Below are 4,500 nucleotides of genomic sequence, written 5' to 3' on the forward strand. Positions count from 1 at the left end.
TTCTAATGAGTGGATTCGATGGGCGATCGACATCAGGGAACGGACCACCGCTGAGTCCTCGAAGAGGACCGCTTTCTCGGTTTCGCGGGTGACACGTCCGACAAAGATCGTGGGGGTGGCCCTCTTCGTGAAATCGCCCTTCTCATCGGCTAACCACTCGGGGAGTTGGATCACTAGTTCCTCGTCGTCGAGCAAGCCCAGTAACTGCCATAATTGGCGAGTTCCCTGTTCGTTGAGTAGCCTCCGGTCGCGGGCGTCTTCGAGGGAGATGTCTGTATCGGAGAGCGTCTCCGAATGCCACTCTCCGGCAAAGCTGTCATACGTTTCGAAGGTGTGAATTTCTAGAGTTGGCATAGGTTGATTCGTTTCGACGAGCGGTGGCTTAGAAGGCGCGTCTCGTAACGTTATAGAATCAACGGTTGGATATGGATAATTCTCCCGCCTGTCGCTACTAACCCGACTCCTCGCCAGACGAGAGGTGGCCGGTGACCGATTCGCGCTCTTCATCTTGTACCTGTCAGTAGCACTATCCAATATGAAACTGGCACGTTCGGGAGGATACGAACCCACAAGTCCATGGTTGACGGACCACTGAGACAACAGGTGTGCTACCGAATAGTATAATGGAACAACAGGATCGAGGTTCATACTGACCGGTAACACCATCGAGCGCCGATATTCCCTCGTGAACACGAGCGATGACACCGTCCGGGACGGCAATGGTAACGCGGTTCAAGTCGGCTCCGGCTCAGAACCCGAATATCGGGACGAACCGGAACGTGAGATAGGCACCGACCGTCGCGATGGCCGGCACGACGTTCTGCATCAGGATGACTCGTGCGGTCATCACGGGGTTGAATAACGCCCCCGGATCAGGGATGTCCTCGGCGTCCTCCGCGCCGATTGGAGGGAGCGTCTCGCCCTCCTTGTCGGCCGCCAGCGCGTCGACCGTGACCGGAGCCCCTCCGTTGCCAGTGACTATTTCGGGGGCGGTCCTCGGTCGGGTCGCTCGGCCCCAACCCAGCCCGATGGTGGACATCGTCGCGATGATGACGAAGCTCGCAGGGATGCCGAGCGCCGAGAGGAAGACGACCAGCGTCGAGGAAACCGACGCGACGACGATGGCCGCAGTGAGGGGGAGTTCCGTGAGGTCACTGCCCATCGTCTCCAGGGTTCGTCGAGCGATGGTGAACGAGCCGATGGCGACGGCGATCCCACCGAAGATGATCGCCGGGTTCATCGCCAGTTCGCCGCTGCCAACCAACGGTGCAACGGCGTTAGCGATGTTCGAGGTGCCTGAAGCGAAGGCCATCAGACAGCCAATCGCGACGACAGTAACCGTCCCGACCAGCTCCCGACGATTGGTCGTCTTGTGGACACGTGGGATGGGGACGACACCGGACCGGTCAAGATCGAACAGGGACCCCGTACTGCGCTCTATCGCGATCAGCCTGTTCAGCCGCGCGTAAAAATACCGGCCGATGATCAGCGAGACCCAGAAGCCGATGATGGGCGAGACGACCCACCAAATGACGATTTGTCCCATCACGGCGAAATCCAGCACGCCAGCGGCCAGTGCGAGGCCGGCGATTGCCCCCACCGCGGTCATCGAGGTTGAAGCCGGGACGCCGAAGAGGTTCCCGATCAGCAGTGCGAGCCCAATGAAAAACAGCACGGCGATAGAGGATTCGAGCGTGAAGACACCGGTGTTGACGACCAGTTCGGTACCGAGTTTTGTCACGACGTTCCGCCCCAGCGTCCAGGCACCGATGAAAAAGAACACGCCCATGAGCGCCGCGGCGACAGGCTTGGAGATGGCGTCGGCACCGACGGCCGGCCCGAACGCCGGTCCCGTGGTCGATCCCCCGATGTTGTAGGCGACGAACATCGCGACGAGGACGCCAGCGATGAGCAGGAGGCTGCTCATCGGTCCTCTGTCTCGCCGTCTTCGGCGGGCTCGCCTGTCTCGCCGTTCGCGCTCTCGGCCGCACGCTGTTCTTCGAGGGTTGTCTCCATTGTCTCGCCTACTTTCTCTTCGACCGTCTTCTCCACTGTCTCCCCAACTGTTTTTTCGACGGTTTCACCGACCGTCTCCTCTATCGTCTCTTCAACCTTCTCATCCACCGTCTTTTCCACTGTCTCGCCCACCGTCTCCTCGACTGTCTTCTCCACCGTCTCTCCGACGGTCTTTTCGACGGTTTCACCGACCGTCTCCTCTACCGTCTCCCCAACCTTCTCGTCTACTGTCCTTTCCACTGTCTCGCCCACCGTCTTCTCAACTGTCTCGTTGACTGTCTCGTCAACGGTTTCTCCGACTGTTTCGTTGACCGTCTCTTCGACGGTCTCCTTGACCGCCGTCGTCATCCAGTTCGGATCGAAACGGGCCATCTTCCAGACGACGTGGAGGACATAAGAGATCAGTACCCCAAATCCGAATGCCAACCCGACAGCGGTTCCGGCGATGACTATCAGTCCGACCGAGACCGCGATCAACAGGCCGTAGGTCAGATCGATGAGCGAGTCGACGCGGTTCGGGTTCACGACTCACCCAGTCCGAAGGCCACCAGTATGGGTAGAACCAACCTGGAATCAATAGATGTGAGAAAGCACATACAGATTCTACACACCCTCCGCTCAAGTAATTTGGCAAAAACATTTTGCCCGGATATCGATATTTGAGCGTGGCCGATTGTAAGTCTGACCAGAGAGAATTCCCTCCGGCTGACAGTATTGTGAGGTGCTGAACACGCGTTGTGTATTCATCACGATTCCCGGCACCTATCATTGACTGAGAATTTCAACAAGGCCCGAGATTTTAATACGATTCCCACTCCACTGTGAGCTATGGCGGGGGACGAACCACCTCCCGACGAGTGGGAGACCCATTCCAGTCAGTCCGCCGAGGAGAGCGCTGCCGAGCGCGATCTCGACATCGATATCTCGGAGTCCATCCTCGAATTACAACCCGTCTTCGAGGCGATCGGCCATCCACGACGCCGCTACCTCGTCTACACTCTCGCCGAACAGGCTGAATGGTCGCTTGATGACCTTGCGACCAAACTTGCTGCGTGGGAGACTGATACTGCAGAGGCGAACATCGCGACGCTTACGCGCCAGGAGATGTACATATCGCTCTATCACTCCCACGTGCCGAACCTCGTGGATTTGGACGTGATCGAGTTCGATGACGGGACCGAGACGATCACGCCAGGTCCGCATGCAGTGCAGGTGTTGATCGCATTGGAGGGTGCAGGCGGCAGTCTCGACAATCGGCAAGAAACGCATGCCCGTAGCGAGTTCGACCGAGGTGACGACACCGCGTAATTACGTCGACACAAGAGGCATCGCTGCCTCAGGAATGATACAACCCTAAGACACTTTTACTCGGAGGACGACAGATGACCTCAAGCAACGACCACACCGCTGATGGCACCGAACTTGCACAGGATAGCGACAACGACGAGATGACTTTTGTCACACAGGCTCATTACGACCGCGAGAGCCGCCGTGATCTCACTACTGAAGTCATCTTCGCGATCGCGGACGCCGAGGATGTTGCTCCAACCGATCTCAAGGATCCACCACTCTACGACTGTGTGGATATCGCGGCGATTGAAGACGGCTTCTTTGGCCCGAAAATCAATGGTCAGACACGCGATAGCGAGGGCAGTGTGGCCTTCTGGTATAATCAGTATCACGTGGAGGTCACCAGTGACGGCTGGATTACTGTGTCGAAACGCACTGCTCGTGGAAACCAGCCAGACTCGGAGTGACGAGAGTTTCCAGTTCATTTCGTAGATTCTGGATTCTACCGTTCAGTATGTCGAGTTTGGATGGCCATTGATTTCTGACGGGGCGGGTATCGGGAACATTGGAAAATGGCCGATCTAGACTGTTCGAAGGCGAGCGTCACATGGTAGCACTTGCCCTCCTAAAACCTATTAGCACGCCATCCATCACCAGAGGATATGTTCAACTCATCACCGTCGCAGCCAGAGCCATCGATACGAACAAGACTTACAGACACCGAGTCGATCACTGCTGCCGTGGTGACGGCAGTGACCGACGCCACTGGCACGACGCCCGCAACTCCCCTCTACGAAGCTATCGATCCTGATGCACTCGAAGATCTCTATCAGCACGCCTCGCCCAAAGTGAGCTTTGAGTACGCTGGGCACCACATTACCATCCATTCTGATCGAACTGTCACGGTGTCCGAGCTGAATACATAGGACGTCACTGCCAACAGCCGACCGAGAGGTGCTGAATTGTAGAAGTCGTTGCCCTTCACTCAAACAGTGCAGTAAACTCACCAGCAAGGCGACGATGTGGAGAGGACCGATAAACGAGTAGCCGAACCGTATTATTCCTGCAGTGAGGATTCCTGTTCGCCAGTCGAAACCGTCACCAGCATTTCTTCGAGCAGTGCGTCGACCTGCGGTGGGGCGCTGTAAGCGGCTTGCTGAGCGGATTGGTCATACTCGATCACCCCTGCATCAG

Annotated in this window: 6 protein-coding genes; 3 read left to right on the forward strand and 3 right to left on the reverse strand. The window is 57.2% G+C overall.

Annotated elements, in window-relative coordinates; all coding sequences use genetic code 11:
* From WBV42_RS07365 to WBV42_RS07375, 3 genes are all read right to left on the reverse strand, one after another.
* On the reverse strand, positions 1-354 hold a 354-nt coding region (locus WBV42_RS07365; RefSeq protein WP_423985449.1), incomplete at its 3' end, for a hypothetical protein.
* A 394-nt stretch (positions 355-748) separates the two neighbouring features.
* Complete coding sequence (locus WBV42_RS07370) at positions 749-1,927, reverse strand: anion permease (RefSeq protein ID WP_423985450.1); 1,179 nt, start codon at positions 1,925-1,927, stop codon at positions 749-751.
* On the reverse strand, positions 1,924-2,541 hold the full coding sequence (locus WBV42_RS07375; protein WP_423985451.1) for a hypothetical protein: 618 nt from the start codon (positions 2,539-2,541) through the stop codon (positions 1,924-1,926). The genes WBV42_RS07370 and WBV42_RS07375 overlap by 4 nt, the downstream gene beginning before the upstream one ends.
* A gap of 303 nt (positions 2,542-2,844) precedes the next feature.
* Between WBV42_RS07375 and WBV42_RS07380 the strand changes: the two genes are divergently transcribed.
* From WBV42_RS07380 to WBV42_RS07390, 3 genes are all read left to right on the forward strand, one after another.
* Positions 2,845-3,324 (forward strand): DUF7344 domain-containing protein, encoded by a 480-nt coding sequence (locus WBV42_RS07380; protein ID WP_423985452.1) that lies wholly within the window; start codon positions 2,845-2,847, stop codon positions 3,322-3,324.
* A gap of 74 nt (positions 3,325-3,398) precedes the next feature.
* Positions 3,399-3,773 (forward strand): HalOD1 output domain-containing protein, encoded by a 375-nt coding sequence (locus WBV42_RS07385; RefSeq protein WP_423985453.1) that lies wholly within the window; start codon positions 3,399-3,401, stop codon positions 3,771-3,773.
* Between the two features lie 195 nt (positions 3,774-3,968).
* Positions 3,969-4,232, forward strand: coding sequence for a HalOD1 output domain-containing protein (locus WBV42_RS07390; protein WP_423985454.1), 264 nt, complete (start codon positions 3,969-3,971; stop codon positions 4,230-4,232).
* Positions 4,233-4,500: the final 268 nt, after the last annotated feature.

The organism is Haladaptatus sp. (assembly GCF_049589095.1).
GTDB lineage: Archaea > Halobacteriota > Halobacteria > Halobacteriales > Haladaptataceae > Haladaptatus.

Coding starts and splice junctions, on each gene's coding strand:
- WBV42_RS07370 (WP_423985450.1), bottom strand. CDS start 1,927: ATGAGCAGCCTCCTGCTCATCGCTGGCGTCCTCGTCGCGATGTTCGTC.
- WBV42_RS07380 (WP_423985452.1), top strand. CDS start 2,845: ATGGCGGGGGACGAACCACCTCCCGACGAGTGGGAGACCCATTCCAGT.
- WBV42_RS07385 (WP_423985453.1), top strand. CDS start 3,399: ATGACCTCAAGCAACGACCACACCGCTGATGGCACCGAACTTGCACAG.
- WBV42_RS07390 (WP_423985454.1), top strand. CDS start 3,969: ATGTTCAACTCATCACCGTCGCAGCCAGAGCCATCGATACGAACAAGA.